At 58.9% G+C, this 17,212-nt stretch carries 22 protein-coding genes; 8 read left to right on the top strand and 14 right to left on the bottom strand.

What is annotated here, in order from left to right:
- Nucleotides 1-2: 2 nt before the first annotated feature.
- The 4 genes from QD357_RS09785 (at nt 3) to QD357_RS09770 (ending at nt 4,141) form a co-directional block, all read left to right on the top strand.
- Nucleotides 3-866 (top strand): ABC transporter permease, encoded by an 864-nt coding sequence (locus QD357_RS09785; protein ID WP_183937923.1) that lies wholly within the window; start codon nt 3-5, stop codon nt 864-866.
- Nucleotides 867-919: 53 nt separating this feature from the next.
- Nucleotides 920-2,656 carry an L-arabinonate dehydratase gene (gene araD, locus QD357_RS09780; protein ID WP_414124179.1) on the top strand — a complete coding sequence of 579 codons (1,737 nt, stop codon included), beginning with the start codon at nt 920-922 and terminating at the stop codon, nt 2,654-2,656.
- Between the two features lie 18 nt (nt 2,657-2,674).
- Complete coding sequence (locus tag QD357_RS09775) at nt 2,675-3,400, top strand: ribonuclease activity regulator RraA (protein ID WP_414124178.1); 726 nt, start codon at nt 2,675-2,677, stop codon at nt 3,398-3,400.
- Between the two features lie 321 nt (nt 3,401-3,721).
- Entirely contained in the window at nt 3,722-4,141 is a 420-nt protein-coding gene (locus tag QD357_RS09770; RefSeq protein ID WP_183937917.1) for a GlcG/HbpS family heme-binding protein, read from the top strand.
- 13 nt (nt 4,142-4,154) lie between these two features.
- Here QD357_RS09770 and QD357_RS09765 read toward each other — a convergent pair whose 3' ends face one another.
- The 6 genes from QD357_RS09765 to QD357_RS09740 form a co-directional block, all read right to left on the bottom strand.
- Entirely contained in the window at nt 4,155-4,442 is a 288-nt protein-coding gene (locus QD357_RS09765; protein ID WP_414124177.1) for a hypothetical protein, read from the bottom strand.
- A gap of 6 nt (nt 4,443-4,448) precedes the next feature.
- Nucleotides 4,449-4,910 carry a RidA family protein gene (locus tag QD357_RS09760; RefSeq protein ID WP_183937913.1) on the bottom strand — a complete coding sequence of 154 codons (462 nt, stop codon included), beginning with the start codon at nt 4,908-4,910 and terminating at the stop codon, nt 4,449-4,451.
- 20 nt (nt 4,911-4,930) lie between these two features.
- The gene (locus QD357_RS09755; protein WP_183937911.1) at nt 4,931-5,725 is read right to left on the bottom strand and encodes an amino acid ABC transporter ATP-binding protein; all 795 of its coding nucleotides are present in this window, start codon (nt 5,723-5,725) and stop codon (nt 4,931-4,933) included.
- A 5-nt stretch (nt 5,726-5,730) separates the two neighbouring features.
- Nucleotides 5,731-6,378, bottom strand: a complete 648-nt coding sequence (locus tag QD357_RS09750) for an amino acid ABC transporter permease (protein WP_183937909.1) — start codon at nt 6,376-6,378, stop codon at nt 5,731-5,733.
- Between the two features lies 1 nt (nt 6,379).
- Complete coding sequence (locus QD357_RS09745) at nt 6,380-7,045, bottom strand: amino acid ABC transporter permease (protein WP_183937907.1); 666 nt, start codon at nt 7,043-7,045, stop codon at nt 6,380-6,382.
- An 80-nt stretch (nt 7,046-7,125) separates the two neighbouring features.
- Nucleotides 7,126-8,001 carry a transporter substrate-binding domain-containing protein gene (locus QD357_RS09740; RefSeq protein ID WP_414124176.1) on the bottom strand — a complete coding sequence of 292 codons (876 nt, stop codon included), beginning with the start codon at nt 7,999-8,001 and terminating at the stop codon, nt 7,126-7,128.
- Nucleotides 8,002-8,153: 152 nt separating this feature from the next.
- On the opposite strand from QD357_RS09740, the gene QD357_RS09735 reads away from it, so the two are divergent.
- Nucleotides 8,154-8,960 (top strand): IclR family transcriptional regulator, encoded by an 807-nt coding sequence (locus tag QD357_RS09735; RefSeq protein WP_414124175.1) that lies wholly within the window; start codon nt 8,154-8,156, stop codon nt 8,958-8,960.
- Between the two features lie 14 nt (nt 8,961-8,974).
- Here QD357_RS09735 and QD357_RS09730 read toward each other — a convergent pair whose 3' ends face one another.
- On the bottom strand, nt 8,975-9,574 hold the full coding sequence (locus tag QD357_RS09730; protein WP_414124174.1) for a DUF922 domain-containing Zn-dependent protease: 600 nt from the start codon (nt 9,572-9,574) through the stop codon (nt 8,975-8,977).
- A gap of 97 nt (nt 9,575-9,671) precedes the next feature.
- A complete protein-coding gene (gene recX / locus QD357_RS09725) occupies nt 9,672-10,208 on the bottom strand; it encodes a recombination regulator RecX (RefSeq protein ID WP_414124173.1) in 537 nt (178 codons plus the stop codon).
- Nucleotides 10,209-10,583: 375 nt separating this feature from the next.
- On the opposite strand from recX, the gene QD357_RS09720 reads away from it, so the two are divergent.
- Complete coding sequence (locus QD357_RS09720) at nt 10,584-11,615, top strand: aldo/keto reductase (RefSeq protein ID WP_414124172.1); 1,032 nt, start codon at nt 10,584-10,586, stop codon at nt 11,613-11,615.
- Nucleotides 11,616-11,691: 76 nt separating this feature from the next.
- Here QD357_RS09720 and QD357_RS09715 read toward each other — a convergent pair whose 3' ends face one another.
- Nucleotides 11,692-12,525 carry an alpha/beta fold hydrolase gene (locus QD357_RS09715; protein ID WP_210318845.1) on the bottom strand — a complete coding sequence of 278 codons (834 nt, stop codon included), beginning with the start codon at nt 12,523-12,525 and terminating at the stop codon, nt 11,692-11,694.
- Nucleotides 12,526-12,810: 285 nt separating this feature from the next.
- Here QD357_RS09715 and QD357_RS09710 point away from each other — a divergent pair, with 285 nt between their 5' ends.
- Nucleotides 12,811-13,251: a MarR family winged helix-turn-helix transcriptional regulator gene (locus QD357_RS09710; protein ID WP_183937893.1), complete on the top strand. Its 441-nt coding sequence runs from the start codon at nt 12,811-12,813 to the stop codon at nt 13,249-13,251.
- 3 nt (nt 13,252-13,254) lie between these two features.
- On the opposite strand, the gene QD357_RS09705 is transcribed toward QD357_RS09710, so the two are convergent.
- Together QD357_RS09705 and QD357_RS09700 are read right to left on the bottom strand one after the other, a co-directional pair.
- Nucleotides 13,255-13,485, bottom strand: a complete 231-nt coding sequence (locus tag QD357_RS09705) for a hypothetical protein (RefSeq protein ID WP_183937891.1) — start codon at nt 13,483-13,485, stop codon at nt 13,255-13,257.
- Nucleotides 13,486-13,658: 173 nt separating this feature from the next.
- Nucleotides 13,659-13,934: a DUF982 domain-containing protein gene (locus QD357_RS09700; protein WP_183937889.1), complete on the bottom strand. Its 276-nt coding sequence runs from the start codon at nt 13,932-13,934 to the stop codon at nt 13,659-13,661.
- Nucleotides 13,935-14,360: 426 nt separating this feature from the next.
- Between QD357_RS09700 and QD357_RS09695 the strand changes: the two genes are divergently transcribed.
- Nucleotides 14,361-15,113, top strand: coding sequence for a YoaK family protein (locus tag QD357_RS09695; RefSeq protein ID WP_183937887.1), 753 nt, complete (start codon nt 14,361-14,363; stop codon nt 15,111-15,113).
- 305 nt (nt 15,114-15,418) lie between these two features.
- Here QD357_RS09695 and QD357_RS09690 read toward each other — a convergent pair whose 3' ends face one another.
- The 3 genes from QD357_RS09690 to QD357_RS09680 all read right to left on the bottom strand — a co-directional run bounded on the left by QD357_RS09690 (nt 15,419) and on the right by QD357_RS09680 (nt 17,199).
- Nucleotides 15,419-16,078 carry a peroxiredoxin gene (locus tag QD357_RS09690; protein WP_183937885.1) on the bottom strand — a complete coding sequence of 220 codons (660 nt, stop codon included), beginning with the start codon at nt 16,076-16,078 and terminating at the stop codon, nt 15,419-15,421.
- A 112-nt stretch (nt 16,079-16,190) separates the two neighbouring features.
- Nucleotides 16,191-16,769, bottom strand: a complete 579-nt coding sequence (locus QD357_RS09685) for an RBBP9/YdeN family alpha/beta hydrolase (protein WP_183937883.1) — start codon at nt 16,767-16,769, stop codon at nt 16,191-16,193.
- A 244-nt stretch (nt 16,770-17,013) separates the two neighbouring features.
- Nucleotides 17,014-17,199, bottom strand: coding sequence for a hypothetical protein (locus QD357_RS09680; RefSeq protein WP_246451192.1), 186 nt, complete (start codon nt 17,197-17,199; stop codon nt 17,014-17,016).
- Between the last annotated feature and the right edge of the window lie 13 nt (nt 17,200-17,212).

Here is a 17,212-nt window from a genome sequence, read left to right as displayed (position 1 = left end):
CCATGAGCGCACCGCAGATCATCCTCGCGGCCGAAAGGGCCGAACCGGCAGGCCACATCGCTGCAGTCGAGCAGAAGCTCGGCGCCGCCGAACTTCTTTGGCAATCGAGCCTTTTCCGAAAATCGCTGTTGATCGTCATCTTGGCCATTATCTGGGAGACCTATGCGCGGCACCTCGACAATCCGCTGCTTTTTCCGACGCTCAGCGACACGCTGACGGCGCTCTACGATCGCTTTGCCGATGGCGTGCTGCCCGAACGCATCTGGACCACCTTGAAGATTTTGGTCACCGGCTATGTGACGGGGACAGTGCTCGCCGCCATCCTGACCGTCGTTGCGATCAACACGCGCATCGGCACCGATTTCCTCGAGACGATGACGGCGATGTTCAATCCGCTGCCGGCGATCTCGCTGCTACCGCTGGCGCTCATCTGGTTCGGTCTCGGACCTGCAAGCCTCGTCTTCGTGCTCGTGCATTCCGTGCTCTGGGCAGTTGCCCTCAACACGCATGCCGGCTTTCTCGGCGTTTCGCGCACGCTGCGCATGGTGGGGGCAAACTACGGACTGACCGGACTTTCCTACGTGTTTCGCATCCTCATTCCCGCCGCCTTCCCCTCCATCCTGACCGGCCTGAAGATCGGCTGGGCCTTCTCCTGGCGTACATTGATCGCCGCCGAATTGGTCTTCGGCGTTTCCTCCGGCCAAGGCGGGCTTGGATGGTTCATCTTCGAAAACCGCAACCTCCTCGATATCCCCTCGGTCTTCGCCGGCCTGCTGACGGTCATCGTCATCGGCCTTATCGTCGAGAACCTGGTTTTCCAAACGATCGAGCGTCGAACCCTCCAGAAATGGGGCATGAAGGAATGATGCGCTCACGCGAATTCATCTCTTCTAATAGTTGAATATAAGGTCATAAGACAATGAATGCCAAAAGGAAATCGGCTGAATTGCGCAGCGCCAGATGGTTCGCGCCCGACGACCTCAGAAGTTCCGGACATCGCTCGCGCACCATGCAGATGGGCTATGCGCCGGAGGAATGGGCGGGCAAGCCTGTCATCGCCATTCTCAACACCTGGTCCGACGCAAATCCCTGCCACGCGCATTTCAAGCACCGGGTCGAAGACGTGAAACGCGGCATCCTTCAGGCTGGTGGCTTTCCTCTCGAACTGCCGGCGCTATCGCTATCCGAAAGCTATGTCAAACCGACGACCATGCTCTATCGCAATATGCTGGCGATGGAGGCGGAAGAACTGCTGCGCTCGCATCCGGTCGATGGTGCTGTGCTCATGGGCGGCTGCGACAAGACCACGCCCGGTCTTGTCATGGGCGCGCTCAGCATGGGCCTGCCGATGATCTACCTGCCCGCCGGCCCGATGCTGCGCGGCAATTTTCGCGGCGAATATCTGGGCTCTGGCTCCGATGCCTGGAAATTCTGGGACGAACGCCGCGTGGGCGCTATTTCGGAGAAAGAATGGGTCGAAGTCGAGGCCGGCATTGCCCGGTCCTACGGCCATTGCATGACGATGGGCACGGCGAGCACGATGACGGCGATAGCCGAGGCGCTGGGTCTGACCTTGCAGGGAGCGAGTTCGATCCCGGCCGCCGACTCCAATCACATCCGTATGTCTTCCGCCGTCGGCCGCCGCATTGTCGAGATGGTCTGGGAAGACCTTATCCCCTCGAAGATCGTCACGGCCGCCGCCGTCGGCAACGCCGTCACCGTGGCAATGGCGACCGGCTGCTCCACCAACGCAGTCGTGCATCTGATCGCAATGGCCCGGCGCGCCGGCGTCGACCTTACACTGGACGATCTCGACAAGGCAGGCCGCACGACACCGGTGCTTGCCAATATCCGGCCGACCGGCAAGACCTATCTCATGGAGGATTTCTATTACGCCGGCGGCCTGCGCGCGCTGATGGCAAAGCTCGCCTCCAAGCTCGATCTCTCTGCGCTGACCGTCTCCGGCGTCACCCTCGGCGAGACCCTGGAGGGAGCGAAGTGCTACAATGACGACGTCATCCGCTCGCTCGACAATCCCGTCTATCACGAAGGCTCCCTCGCCGTCGTGAAAGGTAATCTTGCACCCACGGGAGCCGTCATCAAGCCGGCCGCCTGCGATCCGCGCTTCCACAAGCATCAGGGACCAGCCCTGGTGTTCGACAGCTATCCGGAGATGAAAGCGGCGGTGGACGACGAAAATCTCGCCATCACGCCCGACCACGTCATGGTGCTGCGTGGTGCTGGGCCGCAGGGCGGCCCCGGCATGCCGGAATGGGGCATGCTGCCGATACCGAAGGCACTGCTGAAGCAAGGCCATCGCGACATGCTGCGCCTGTCCGACGCCCGCATGAGCGGCACTAGCTATGGAGCCTGCATCCTGCACATCTCGCCGGAGTCGCATGTCGGCGGCCCGCTGGCGCTGCTGAAGAACGGCGACATTATTCGCCTCGATCTCGAAGCAAGGCGGATCGACATGCTGGTGGATGCGGACGAATTGCAGCGCCGGCGCGAAGCCTGGGTCAAGCCTGCCGAAAAATTCGGCCGCGGCTACGGCTGGATGTTCGCCCGCCACGTGGCACAGGCCGACACGGGCTGCGATTTTGATTTCCTGGAAACCGGTTTCGGCCCCACGCCGGGCGAACCCGATATTTATTGACCGCAAAGGACATCTATCATGAGCAATTACGTGCTGAGCAGCGAGACCCGCAACAAGCTGATGGGCGTTGCCACGCCGACGATCGCCACGGCACTCTTCAAGCGCGGCCTTCGCAATCAATTCATTCAGGATGTCCGCCCACTGTCGCCGAAGAAGGCGAACATGGTCGGCCAGGCCTTCACGCTACGCTACATCCCCGCGCGTGAAGACCTGAACACGCTCGAAGTTTTCCGCAACCCTGAGCATCCGCAGCGCGCGGCAGTCGAAAAATGCCCACCCGGCGCCGTCCTCGTCATGGATAGCCGCAAGGATGCACGCGCGGCTTCGGCGGGTTCGATCCTGATATCGCGGCTGCAGGTGCGGGGCGTCGCCGGCGTCGTGACCGATGGCGGTTTTCGCGACAGCCCGGAAATCGCCAATCTCGATATTCCCGCCTATMATCACCGCCCGTCCGCGCCGACAAACCTGACGCTACACCAGGCCATCGAAATAAATGGACCGATCGGCTGCGGCGATGTCGCGGTTTTCCCCGGTGATGTTCTCGTCGGCGACAATGAGGGCGTGATCGTCATCCCCGCCCACCTTGCCGATGAAATCGCTGATGAGACTGTCGAGATGACCGCTTACGAGGACTTCGTCACCGATGAGGTTTTGAACGGCGCGACCATCATCGGACTTTATCCGGCAACCAGCGACGCGCCGAAGATCAAGTTCGCCGAGTGGCGAAAGCAGAGAGGCCGCTGATTGGTGTCTATGCCAACACGCCGAACCGAAATCCCGTCACCTACAGCGACGGGATAGTATTCCAATAAAATTATTGGATAGTAATAGCTTATCCGGCCAAGCTCATCCGGTTCCGGAGGCAGCTTTCATCGGCATCGGCTGAAAAATTCAGCGCTTTGGCCGCCGTAGGTCGTGCCCTTTCCAGACCCGAAGCCGACAAGGAAATCGGCGGTGCTTTATCAACCTCAGTCTTGACGTTGCCAACTATGAGAACGCCGGTCTATTCAGACTCCACGGCCTGTCTTTGCCATCAGAATTCGATTCTACAGGAGCCATAAGCCCATGTCCGTGACACGCGAAACCCTGGTTCTGTCCCATGCCGGCGCAATGCAGGCTCTTGTGGCGGCGATCGCCCATGCCGAGAAGATGGGTATTCCGCAATGCGTATTCATCGTCGATGCCAGCGGTGAGACCATCGCCAGCATCCGGATGGATGGCGCAAAATATCTGAGCATGCACACGGCTCGCGCGAAGGCCCGCACGGCCGCCTCGATCAACGCGCCGACCGGCGCCATCTCCTTCGAATCCGCTACGGCTGCCGGCATCGCCTCGCAGGGCGGCGTCACGCATCTGCCGGGCGGCCTGCCCATCCGCTTCGGCGGCCGGCTTGCCGGCGCGATCGGCATAGGATCGGGCACGGGTGATCAGGATTTCGAAGTTGCTCGCGCCGCGCTTGCTGCCATTGGGGCCGATGCCGTTTAAGATAAGCTTCCCCTCAGTCCGGCCGCTTGCGAACGGTGCGTGTCGATTTCTCCGGCACCAATATCTCGTCGGCCGGCCTTTGCTTGGCCGACAATAGCGAAGAAAATTCGCGGGCAACAGTCTCGGCCTCTCCCGGAAGATTGCAGGGGTCAAGGAAGAGTTGTCCGCGTTCGACCTCCTGATTGCGGACGATGATCGGTATCTGCACCCGGGCAGGGCGGTGGCAAGCCCTGCCACCGTTCGGCCGGAGATTGAGGCGCTTCCTGATCGGCTGTCCAGAGCCTTTGGCGGTCGCAACCATGGGCTTCTAGCTATGAATTTCGATAATCGCTTCGATTTCGACAGTGATATTGTTCGGCAGCGAACCGACGCCGATCGCCGAGCGTGCATGCATGCCGATATCGCCGAAGACGTCGACGAATAGATCCGAACAGCCGTTGATGACCTTCGGGTGTTCGCTGAATTCCGGCGTCGCGTTGACGAATCCCAATAGTTTCACGATCTGCTTGACCTGGCCGAGATCGCCGATGCTGGCCGTCAACGCCGATAGGAGATTGAGACCCGTCAGCCGCGCATGCTGGTAAGCGGTTGCGACATCCACATCCTGTCCGACCTTGCCCGTGCGGAGCGTACCGTCGGCATCCAGAGGTCCCTGCCCCGACATGAACAGCAGCGAACCACAGCGGACGAAATTGCGAAAATTGCCGATTGGGGTCGGCGGTGTGAAGAGCTCCAGGCCGAGAGCCCTCAACCGTTCATGAGGCGTCATCTCCTTGCTCCAGTTCGATCTCAGACGGCCGGGGCCGCATGGAAGCGGGATAGGAAAGCCTTCAACCGTTCATTCTCGGCCACAAGGGCCGGAAGGTCCTTCGGGGCGCCCTGGGCGGACACTTTTCCGTCGGCCATGAAGACGATGCGGTCACTGGCATCCCTGGCGAAGGCGATCTCGTGGGTGACCATGAGCATCGTCATCCCCTCCTCCGCCAACTGCCTGACCACATCGAGAACTTCGTTCACCAGCTCCGGATCGAGCGCCGAGGTTATTTCGTCGAGCAGCAGGATCTTGGGGTCCATGGCCACGGCGCGCGCGATGCCGACGCGCTGCTGCTGACCACCAGAGAGTTCCGACGGGAGATTATTGATGCGGTGTCCGAGGCCAACGCGATTGAGCCAATGTTCGGCTATTTCCCGCGCCTCCTGCTTCGACTTGCCCCGGACCTTCTGAAGGCCCAGCATCACATTTTCAGCGGCAGTCAGATGCGGAAAGAGGTTGAAGCCTTGAAAGACCATGCCCGTTTCGGCGCGCATGCGTGCCAGATCTCTCTCACCGCGGCGCTGCTGATTGGTGCCGTCCCGATAGCCGACTTCGGCTCCATCAATCTGGATCGAGCCGCTGTCGTAGCTTTCGAGAAAATTCACACAGCGCAAGAGCGTCGTCTTGCCGCTGCCCGAAGGGCCGATGACCGAGACCACCTCGCCTTTGGCAACATCCATATCGATGGAATGCAGAACCTTGACGGGTCCGAATGCCTTCGCGACATTGCGTATTCTAAGGAGCGGCGTGGTTGATTGCGTATTGTTCATGACGGTCAATCCCTGATGTAGGAGTATCGGCGCTCCATTCTCCGGCTCAGGCTGGAGAGACTGTAGTTGATCGCGAAATAGATGAAGGCCCCGAGAAGATAGAGCGGCATGGCCTCATAGGTTCGGCCGATCACTTCATTGATCGACTGCATGAGGTCGACGATGCCGAGCAGCGAGATCAGAGCACTTCCTTTCACCGCATCGGTCACGCCATTGATCCACGGCGGCAGAAAGCGGCGGGTGGCCTGCGGAAAGATCACGTAGCGCAGGCGCTGCACAAAGGTAAGGCCGATGGACATGCCGGCTTCCATCTGTCCCTTGGGAATGGAGAGGACAGCGCCGCGCACATATTCGACCACCTGCGCCGATTTGAACAATGTCAGCGCCACAACACCGGCCCAAAAGGCGACGATGTGCAGACCGAGCGCCGGGAAGCCATAGTAGACGATGAAGATGAGGACGAGGATCGGAATGCCGCGGATGCAATCGCTGAAGAAGCGCACGACGAGCTTGACTGGCCAGGGGCCATAGATCAGCCCGACGCCAAAGACGATGCCGATGCAAAGCGACAGCGCGACGACGATCGCGGAGACCCAAAGCGTGATCAGCAGGCCTTTCAGCAGAAACGGCAGAGCATAGAGGATCGCAGCCATTCTAGCGCTCCACCCTGAAATGACCTTCCAGCCGCCGCAGGCCGAACAGGATGAGATAGCCCGTGACGAGATACATCAGGGTCGCGATGATGTAGACCTCGACGATGCGGAACGTATTGAAATTGATCCATTGCGCTCCGTATGTCAGCTCAGGCACGGCAATGACCGAGGCGACCGATGTATCCTTGAACAAGGAGATGAAGGTGTTGGACAGCGCAGGCAAAGTAATGCGCGTCATCGTCGGCAAACGGACATAGAGAAGACGCTGCAAGGGCGTGAGCCCGATCGCCTTGCCGGCATCGATCTGTCCGCGCGGCACGGCCTCCAGGCCGGATCGGAATACCTCGACAAGATAGGCACCGGCATAGACCGACAGGGTGATGATGAACGACGTCGTCGCGCTATAGGCGATATTCACCGCTGTCGGCAGGCCATAAAAGACAAGATAGACGAGCAGGATCAGCGGCACATTGCGGATGAACTCGACATAGGCGGCGATAAATCTGCGTGCGATTTTGCCCGCCGACACGTACCAAATGGCGAGGATCAGCCCTATCAGGGCGCCGATGGCGATGGAAATGATCGCAAGCTCAAGACTGAGCAGTAGCCCGCCCCACAGCTTGTCAATGTGTCGCCAGATAAGATTGAAATTCAGGTGATAGCCCATACCGGCCGCCGTCTCTTGCTATGCGATCGATGTCTGCTGCGGAGCCAGCGCCAGCCGAGGCCGCGCTGGCTCCGTTCAGATCAGATGGTCGGGAAACCCGGCTTGCGCACCGGCGCATCCAAGCCGAAATACTGCTTGAAGGCAGCGTCGTAGAGTGCCGATTCATGGCCGAACATGGCGGTGTTGAACGCCGTGTTGACGAAATACAACCAGTCGAGATCGCCCTGACGTACGGCGGCGCCGTAAAGCATGGCATTCCACTGCTTGCCGGCGTCGAAATAACGATCGGGCGTTCGCGATGCGAGCCAGCGTACCGTCGACAAATCGACTGCGGCGGCATCTGCGCGCTTGGCCTCCAATGCCTGAATGACGTTAGCCTGCGTGTCGATCTGCATGACCTGCGCATCCGGCAGAACGAGGTGAACGGTCTGTTCCGCGTCCACGTTCTGGAGGATGGAAATGCGCGTGTTACTGCCGCCGGCCAGGAGCTTGTCAAAGGTCTTGTTGTCTGCGTCCGGACGGGTCAGTAGGGCAACACCTTCGACATAGTAAGGCCGGGAAAAGTTGATGAGCTGCGCGCGCTGCGCCGTCATCGTCATGAACTGGATGGTAATGTCGACCTTGCCGGTGACGATGTTCGGAATGCGCTGCTGCGCATCCTGCTTGACGAATTCGACCTTGGTTTCATCGTCGAACAGGCCCTTGGCAAGAATACGGCCCATGGTGATATCCATGCCGACCAGTTCGCCGGCGTCGTTCTCGAAATGCCAGGGAGCATTGGTGCTGCCCGTGCCGACAATCAGATGACCGCGATCCAGGACCGTGCGCAGCAGACTATCGCTGGCCGCCTGAGCCGCCGCCTCTTCGCTGCTGGCCATCAGGCCAACGGCTGTACCGACTGCCAGGCCACCCAGGCCCAGCTTCAAAAAATCACGACGCTGCGAAATATCGTTCATGTTAGCCTCCGCGTTTGAGATAGAGTTCCCGCATGCAAGCTTGTTTCTCAAGCTTTTGTCTTATATATAAGACTCGTTTCTTATATTTAGGACGATATACCGATTTCGGCGCTGGCGCAATGCCAGAGCGGCAGCAATGGAGCATTTTTGCCATGGTTTCGAACGACGAAGGTGCGCGAAAGACCCGGGAATCCCACGGACCTCGTGAGCGCGGCATCGATAGGGTCTTGAAATTGCTCGCTTATCTGAACAAGGCCGGGCAACCGGTACGGCTTGCCGACCTGCCGAAGGCCATCGACGCACCGCGATCGACCATCTACGATCTCGTCGGCATTCTCTCGGATGCGGGTATTCTGGAGACCAACGGCAGCGACAATAGGGTCTATTTCGGCAAGCTGCTCTATCTCTACGGTACGCGCTACCTGCAGGAGAATGACATCGTCATTCGCGGCAGAGAAGCCGTCGAGCGGCTGTCGAAACAGACGGGCGAGACGAGCGAGCTCTGCGTGCGCCATAGGAACAAGCAGGCGATCGTCCACGCCTCCCCAGGTTCCCGTCCCCTCCGCATCAGCTCGGAGATCGGATCGCAGGTGCCGATCCCTTGGACGGCATCGGGACGATTGCTGCTGTCACATATGTCCCAGGACGAAATCGGTAAGTTGCTGGAGGAAGGCGACTTGACCCTTCCCGACGGGCGTGCAGTCGAGCTTGAGGATTTCGCTCGCGAATGCAGCGAGGCCAGGAAAAAGAAACTGATCGTCACGACGGGACTGATCAATAGCTTCACGCAATGCATGGCCGCTCCGATCTGGAACTCGAACGGCATCGTCGAAGCGACGATCTGTTTCGTCCTGCCGATCGATGTTTCCGGAGATCACAAGACGGCTTTGGGCGCAGAACTTGTTCGTACTGCCGAAGCTCTTTCGATCGGCAACAGCCATTTGGCTGCCGCGCAATAGGCTCCCGGCGGGATCTACTGCTCCCTCACCAATTTGAGGACGAGCTGCTGGAGATTGCCGCCGTCGCTGAGTTCGGTTTTGTCGAAATCCCGGGCTCGCTGCCGTTGCTTGTTCGAAATCTCGGACAAGCGCTTCGTCAGATCGTTCCTGATCTTGCGGCAATCGGGATCATCGGTGGCAGTCAGGCCAACGCTCATGGCCTCGATCTCCTTCACCATGTCCTTGATCATATCGCCATGCACGAGTTCATGCTTGTGCACGCCGGCGATGAAGGTATCCCAACTTTTTCTTGTCGAGACCGGCAATTGCTCTGCCGGTTTGGGCAACGTGTAGGTGATGATCAGCTTCGGTTGTGCGGAAACCAGGACGCAGGCATCTCCCTGCGGCTCGTACTTCCTCGTCCACGTCAGTTTGAAACCCGTGTATGCGATAGCGCGAACTTTGCTTCCAACCTCTGGGCCTCGCCCGCCGATCGATTCGTAGAGTTCCGCGCCCGATTTCCCGGCAACGGCATAGGTCTTCACCGTTTCGATGGCCTGCCATTGCGCATGCGCCACGATCGGCAATGACGCAAAACAGACCGCCAGCACACAAGATCGAACGCCTGCCTTCATGCAAATCCTCGCGAACCGCGCCTCAATGCGGGTGAAACTACCGGCTGCAGGTTCCGCTTTCAATCGGGCTATGAGAATTCAGACCAACTTGCACCGTTCAGAAAACCAAGGACGAATGCAGCAGTTCTTCGGCCTCCTGCCGGCTCATATGAAAAACCGCCTTGCCGATCTCGAAACCGAATCCGTTGCGGGCGAATGCTGATAATTCTTTCGTCTTTCGCTTTTCATCGAGTTCACCTCTCCGAAAAGGTCCGAAGGCGCGTTTACGGGCAAAGATGACGGCCGCGACCAAATCGTTCGTAGCATCCAAAGCCGCCGCCACCGTATCGTTCTCTATGCCTTTCGAAGCGAGCTTGTAGGCGATGGCCTTCCTTGACTTGCCGGAGCGGACCGCGGACCGCGTGCTGATCTCGGCATAGGCGACGTCGTTAAGAGCGTTCTGGTCGTAGGCGAATTTGATGGCGAAGTCAGCGACGGCCCTGATCTGCGCATCGCTGATGCCTTCGAACTTCTGTTTCGCTTTTCTCGCAATGGCATCGAACAACTGCTTCTCGGTCATCATCTTGCGTTCAAGACGATAGACCGTCGAATTGCGTGCCCAGGCCAGCATTCGGGTCGTGGGAGTTTCGTCCATGGGCGGAAGATGTTCAGAATCGGCGAAAAGGAGATTCGGGGTTAAGGGTCTTTACGTCACGCACCCCGCTTTCGCAATGAATTCGCTTTCCCCGTAACGACGCATCAGACCAACCCCTCGTGTTGACGGAAGATCATCTCCAGCCAATTAAATCCATCTCACCAGGAGCAGTGCAGCTTATTTCGCAAACCCACTTGGTCACAGCGGTGTGATTGGCTATGGTTGCATTGCGGCCCCATGCTGAAGCGTGGAGCGCCGAACGTCATTCGATGGCCGGAGGCCGTCTCAAGCACAACATCGCTACAGATCACGGGGCTCTCGCTCTGCTGGCCGCTTTGCGGATCGGGTGCAGGTGCTCCACCAGAGGAGGCAGGAATGGATTATCGCAAGCTCGGTCCCAGCGGGGCTGTCGTCACTGCATATTGCCTTGGCACCATGACCTTCGGCGCGGAAGCCGACGAAGCCGCATCTCACAGTTTGCTGGACGATTATTTCGCCTGGGGCGGCAATTTCATCGACACCGCCGATGTCTACAGCGCCGGCAAGTCGGAGGAGATCATCGGGCGCTGGCTGAAAGTGCGGCCGACCGAGGCGCGGCAGGCAATCATCGCCACCAAGGGACGCTTCCCCATGGGCACCGGGCCGAACGATATCGGTCTGTCACGCCGGCATCTCAATCAGGCTCTGGATGACTCCCTGCGGCGCCTCGATGTCGAACATATCGACCTCTACCAGATGCACGCCTGGGACGCGCTGACGCCGATCGAAGAGACGCTGCGTTTCCTTGATGACGCCGTCTCTGCCGGCAAGATCGGCTATTATGGCTTCTCCAACTATGTCGGCTGGCATATCGCCAAGGCCGTCGAAATCGCCAAGGCGCACGGCTATACGCGGCCGGTTACGCTTCAACCGCAATACAACCTGCTTGCCCGCGATATCGAGCTTGAAATCGTCGCGGCCTGCCAGGATGCGGGCATGGGCCTGCTGCCGTGGTCGCCGCTCGGCGGCGGCTGGCTGACCGGCAAATACAGGCGCGACCAGATGCCGACTGGCGCAACCCGTCTCGGCGAAAATCCCAATCGCGGCAGCGAATCCTATGCGGCACGCAATGCACTGGAGCGAACCTGGGCGATCATCACCACCGTTGAGGAGATCGCCAAGGCACGCGGCGTCAGCATGGCGCAGGTAGCCCTCGCCTGGACGGCGGCGCGCCCCGCCGTGACCTCCGTCATCCTCGGCGCCCGCACGCCCGCACAGCTTGCCGACAATCTCGGCGCTGCGGAACTGACGCTGTCAAAAGAAGAGATGGACAGGCTCAACGACGTCAGCGCACCGCAGTCGGCGGATTACCCCTACGGCAAAGGCGGCACCAACCAGCGTCACCGCAAGATCGAAGGTGGCCGGTAAGATTTAGTGTGAGGGCTTACGACGTTGCGCGCAAAGCGCCCGCCTTCCGGCGGGCGCTCTATTTTTGTAGGGATCGTTACGCCTTGAAGAAGGCGAGCAGGTCGGCGTTGATGACATCGGCATGGGTGGTGGCCATGCCATGCGGGAGGCCCTTGTAGACCTTCAACGTCGCGTCCTTGAGCAGCTTGGAAGACAGAAGCGCCGAATCCGCGATCGGCACGATCTGGTCGTCGTCGCCATGCATCACCAGTACGGGCACATCGATCTTCTTCAGGTCCTCGGTGAAATCAGTTTCCGAGAAAGCCTTGATGCAATCATAGTGAGCCTTGGCGCCGCCCATCATACCCTGACGCCACCAGTTATCGATGACGCCTTCCGAGACGGTCGCACCCGGACGATTGAAACCGTAGAACGGGCCGGCCGGAATATCATGGAAGAACTGGGCGCGATTTGCGGCAAGCGCGGCGCGGAAGCCGTCAAACACTTCGATCGGCAAGCCACCGGGATTTTTCTCGGACTTGACCATGATCGGCGGAACCGCACCGATCAGCACCGCTTTGGAGACCCTGCCGTTGCCGCCATATTGGGCCACATAGCGAGCAACTTCACCGCCGCCAGTCGAGTGACCGACATGGATGGCGCCCTTCAGATCGAGGTGAGCCGCCAGCGCTGCGACATCGGCGGCATAGGTGTCCATTTCATTGCCGGTTGCCGTCTGGCTCGAGCGGCCATGACCACGGCGATCATGGGCGATAACGCGGAAGCCCTGGTTCAGGAAAAACAGCATCTGCGCGTCCCAGTCGTCGGCGCTCAGCGGCCAGCCGTGATGAAAGACGATCGGCTGACCTGTGCCCCAGTCCTTGTAGAAGATCTGCGTTCCATCCTTGGTCGTAATCGTGCTGCTGCTCATAGTGTCCTTACCTTTCGTAGACTGTTTTACGGGAGAGGCTTGTGCGGTTTGAGCGAAGGGCATGATAGCCGCCGTAGCGGCCAGGCCGAGTCCGGCCGTCATGACACCTCGGCGCGTAGCTTGATTGATCGACTGGCTCATTTCAATCTCCATTAATTTAATATCGCGCTATTTGTTATTGCGATATCTATCTACTTAGAGCCGTTTCGAGCCGCTGTCTACAAAAATTTATCGCGATATCTTTTTTCGTGATATAGGAATGACGAGCACAATTGGAAGATACCCATGTCGGAACCCAAACCCGTCCCCTTGGACAATCAGCTTTGTTTTTCGCTCTATGCGGCCAGCATCGCTATCAACCGCACGTACAAACCGATGCTGGATTCAATGGGCATCACCTATCCGCAATATCTGGTCTTATGTACGTTGGGGGAGAATGATGGGCTGACGGTCGGCGCAATCGCCGATCGGCTCGCACTGGAATCGAGCACGATTACGCCCCCGGTGCAGCGGCTGGAACAAGCTGGTTATGTCGAACGCCGACGCAGCAAAATCGACGAACGTCAGGTCCATGTTTGGCTGACGGAAGCCGGCCGCGCGCTGTTTGCCCGGAGCCGCTGTCTTGGCGAGACCCTGACGGAACGCTCGGGCATGACGCCCGCCCAGTTGGATGCATTGAATCGGCAAGTTCGGGAATTGCGCGAGATGCTCGGCGGAGAGCAATAAACCCTACATGGCCGGTACGAACTTCCAAAACACGCCCTCATAGCGTTCGGGATAATATTTGAATTCGCATTCGAAGCGTCGGCCATAGGCCTCGGCATTGTCGAGGGCTGCCTTGCTGACCGGGTTCATCCCGGTCCCTGGCGCAAACCAGTCTTCAAGCAGGTCTTCGGGCACATAGGCACCAATCCGGAGCGGCAGCTTCGTCAGCACGTCGTTCATCTCTTCGGGAGGCATTGTCTTCTCCAACCTGAAACGTTGATGATATCGGACGCCGCCAACCGGAGAGATTTGCTCCGCTCGTTGGGCGTTTGACGGTGTCACCTATACCGCCGCCAGTAGCTCCGCCCTCAGACGGAGCCGTCCGCTCAAATTCTACTACAGCGCGTCGTCCGCGAAAATCCGAAGGCTTAGTGCGGTATGGCCTTGCGAGGCAAAGTGAGCGCCGGCATGTCTGCCTCTAGGCACGCAGCAAGAAAGGCTTCACGCGCGACGATCGAGGGGATTACGCCACTCAATGCCCCGCGGCAGGTTTTGCCTGCGCGGTCATACTGCTTTCCGTGCCGAACCGGCCACTCATGTTCGAGGAAATCCAGGGCATCGTATGCGCCGGAAAAACTGCGCTCCAGACCGCATTGCAATCGAATGATGACAGGCCGTATCCAGGGAACATTGTTGTTCAACATTTTCTTCCTCCCGTCGAATGCCGTCCCACATCGCTCTGATCTGTGAATATTGCCTGGTCTCACCCATGTTCAAGGGAGACTGGCGGCATTTGGCTGATCCACCTCTTCCGAGGACCTCGTAAGTGCGCGTCCTGCAGACTTTGCAGCACGGATAGAAACCCCCGCTTGTAAAGACTCAAAGCCTCGGAGTAAGCTGCGATCGTTTCACGCACCAAAGGAGCCATTCGTGGCCGACGAGCTCCATCATATGGAGTCAGCCGCTACCGCTGAGGATGACGAAGGAGGCCGCCCAAGCGCGGCTGCAAGGGAATGCTTCGCCGTCATTAAGCCAATAAGATATTTCAGCACGACGATGAAAAAACCGCTTGAATTAAACCTCATCCCTCACGGCTATTCCAACGCCGTCACACCGATAGTTCGCACCACATGCTCGTAAGACAAGGTTCTCATCGTAACGAAAAGATCGACCGCGGCCTTGCGGGCTCGCTTGCCGCCATCGCTGGCGCGTTGAACGCATCGGCTTTCTATGCCGTCGGCTTCTTCTCCGCCAACATGACGGGCAATGTCTCGGCGCTCTCGGATGATCTGGCCATTGGCCATTGGCTCTCGGCGCTGTTCTATGCCGGGATCGTGGTGGCGTTCATAGTTGGTGCAGCAGTGTCGACGCTGATCATCAACGAAGGCCGCCGCCGCAACGTCCATGCCATTTACGCCTATAGCATCCTGACGGAGGCTGCACTGCTTGGCCTTCTCGGCTGCGCGGATCTCTGGCTGCTGGCTGTCTGGCGTGTGCCGGTTCTCGTTCTCGGTCTCGCATTCCTAATGGGCGTGCAGAATGCCGTTGTCACCCGCATCTCCGATGCGCGCGTGCGCACTACGCACGTATCCGGCATGGCCACCGATCTCGGTATCGAACTTGGGATCGCCTTCGACATTCTGCGTGGGCGCGAGCCCGAGGCCGAGGCGCGGCACAATCTGAGCAAGCTCCGGCTGCATTTCTACACAATAGCCGCCTTCCTGATCGGCGGCATTCTGGGCGTCCTCATCTACCGCGCCGTCGGCGGCTACCTTCTCATTCTAGCCGCGACCTTGTTGACGGTGATCGCGTTGGATGCAATTCGGCGGGCAAAAGGAGCTGCGTCGGCTGTGGGCACCTTCCCGTCTGACATACATCGGTGAGTCCGCAATCTCTTCCAATGCCGTGGTCCGGGGAGACGGCCAAAACTGGCACCCAGCCATATTGGTATAAAAAAATCTTTAAGAACAATACAATATGCAAAGTTATTGATCTTAAACAATAACTTTAGGAAAGCGCAGATTGAGTTTAACAAGCTCTCCTACTCACAGGGATAAAATGGCATCAACGCGCTGACAGTTTTCAGCCTGTCAACACGTTGAACAGGAGATGAGCCGATGGCAGGCCATCAGCCGACGGAAAGGGAACGCGGCTCGTAGCCCGGCCGACGTTCCCATATGCTGCCCACTTAGGCCGACGGCTGTTTCGTTTTGCGAAGGTAGGGCAGAACCGTATCGAACGAGCCGAAGCGCGTGATGGCGTCTTCGTTGGATACGGCGGCCGTGATGATGACATCTTCGCCCTGCTGCCAGTTCGCCGGCGTGGCGACCTGATGCTTTGCCGTCAACTGAATGGAGTCGATGGCGCGCAGGATTTCGTTGAAGTTGCGGCCCGTCGTCATCGGATAGGTGAGGATCAGCTTGATCTTCTTGTCTGGTCCGATGATGAAGACCGAGCGCACGGTGGCATTATCGGCAGGCGTGCGGCCTTCCGAGCTTTCGCCGGCACCGGCTGGCAGCATGTCATAGAGCTTGGCGACGTTGAGATCCTTATCGCCGATCAGCGGATATTCGACATCGAAGCCGGTCGCCGTCTTGATGTCGCTCTTCCACTTGCTGTGGCTTTCGACCGGATCGACGGAAATGCCGATGATCTTGACGCCGCGCTTGGCGAAATCCTGCTCAAGGCCTGCCATTGCCCCCAGCTCGGTCGTGCAGACCGGCGTGAAATTCTTGGGATGCGAGAACAGGACTGCCCAGCCGTCGCCAAGCCAGTCATGAAACCGGATCGGTCCGCGGGTGGTGTCGGCGGTAAAGTCGGGTGCGATATCGTTGATACGCAGGCTCATGGTGGTCCTCCCCATAGTGGCTCGTCGTCCCGGCAAAATTGCTGGCGACGAACGTCGAGTTAAAAAATGTACCGCAGGATGCCGCCTAATGCATTCGAAGAAAAGTCCTCCTTTAGGCGGTAGCCACAGACATGGACCTTCGCGGTCTCCGGTGTCTAGCCCGCGCCTTCAGCATCTCCAGCAGCCCGTACCCACTCGGCCAGCGTCCGAAGCCGCTCGCAACATTGATATGTCCCGCAAGGCCGATATTCCGGATATCGGAATTCCAGAGGTGCCCGAACATCGTAAGACGGTCAAGCGTCATGTATATGTCGTTCAGGCTGCCGATCGTCAGGCTGGGAAAAGGCAAGGTCGCGGTGGGCATGGCTCCGAAAGAAATATGCCCCGCATGAAGCGCCTCGGTCGCCGGAAGATCGCAGGGCGCGACGAGCAGCGCTCCCTTGACACGGCGCGCCGTCGGCCGATCCGCCAGCCGCGCGGTCAGCAGGCAGCCGAGGCTGTGGGCAACGATGTAGGCCTCTCCCGCCTCCTCCAGCGCTGCGTCAAGCTTTGCCATCCAGTCGCGAAGGTTCGCATGATCCCAATCGTCCTGATCCACCAGGCGCCCGTCCGGCTGATCCTGTAGCCAATAGTGCTGCCAATGTCCCTCTCCCGATCCGAACAAGCCCGGCAAGATCAACACTCTGCTCATCGTATGCCCATCAAAGTGCTTTGGGGAAACCGGCGGAGGACATACTGACTGTCCCGCGCGAAGGGTCTGAAATACAGCGGAGAGAGCATCAGAATACTCCCATCACAAACGCGAATAAAAATATGAAGGACGAGGCAACGGAGCAAACTTCGAGGCCGTAAACGAGATGGGATCGAATGTCGTCCGGAAACCGTCTTACGACCGGTCGTCGCAGATCGAAGGCCAGTGCCATAAGTGCCTCCTCTCAATACCAGGGCGCCGGTGCGGAGCACCAGTAATAGAGTTCGTAATCGCTCGCCGATGGATAACGGCCGTCATCCAACGTGATCGGTCTTTCGACAGATGCTCTCTGAACGCCCGGCTTGCCCATCCGATGAAGCGCAAGACGGCTGAAGATTGCCTTCAGGCGGCTGATGAAATCGAATTTCATGCGATCCTCCATC

Origin of the sequence: Rhizobium sp. BR 317 (assembly GCF_047445835.1) — a bacterium.
Classification (GTDB): domain Bacteria; phylum Pseudomonadota; class Alphaproteobacteria; order Rhizobiales; family Rhizobiaceae; genus Rhizobium; species Rhizobium paranaense.
This window is presented reverse-complemented; position numbering and strand designations above follow the sequence as displayed.